The sequence below is a fragment of the Pseudomonas sp. UV AK001 genome (assembly GCF_046097675.1).
In the GTDB taxonomy this organism is placed as follows: domain Bacteria; phylum Pseudomonadota; class Gammaproteobacteria; order Pseudomonadales; family Pseudomonadaceae; genus Aquipseudomonas; species Aquipseudomonas kribbensis.
The window spans coordinates 1-440 of the sequence record NZ_JBJUVZ010000037.1 but is presented as its reverse complement, the minus strand read 5'-3'; the positions used below and the strand labels follow the sequence as shown (position 1 = coordinate 440).

Annotated in this window: 1 protein-coding gene; it reads right to left on the bottom strand. The window is 63.9% G+C overall.

All coding sequences use genetic code 11. From position 1 onward, the window contains the following. Positions 1 to 440: type VI secretion system tip protein TssI/VgrG (gene tssI, locus ACKLNA_RS29165; RefSeq protein WP_408987853.1), on the bottom strand; the 440-nt coding region annotated here is incomplete at both ends.

Sequence of the window (440 nt, the reverse complement as noted above, 5' to 3'; positions counted from 1 at the left end):
TTGCCGACGCGGATTTTCTGGTCGTGTTCGATGTTCTCGTCCCAGTCGCGCTGGGCGTGGAGGAAGATCTGTTCCTGGCCTTTCTTGTCTTCGATGCGCAGTTCGTTGAAGCCGCCACCACCCATCGAGCTCAGGGTCTTGAAGGTGGTGCGGGTCTTGTTCGCCGGCAGCGCGTAGGGGACGGTGTTTTCCTTGTGGTACAGGCAGCCGCTGATCAGCGGCTGGTCGGGGTCGCCTTCAAGGAAGGTGACCAGCACTTCCATGCCGATGCGCGGGATGGCGATGCCGCCGTACTGGGCGCCGGCCCAGGCGGAAGACACGCGCAACCAGCAGCTGGTCTTGTCGTCGGCCTGGCCGTCGCGGTCCCAGTGGAACTGGACTTTGACGCGGCCGTATTCGTCGCAGTGGATTTCCTGGCCTTGCGGGCCGGTGACCACGGC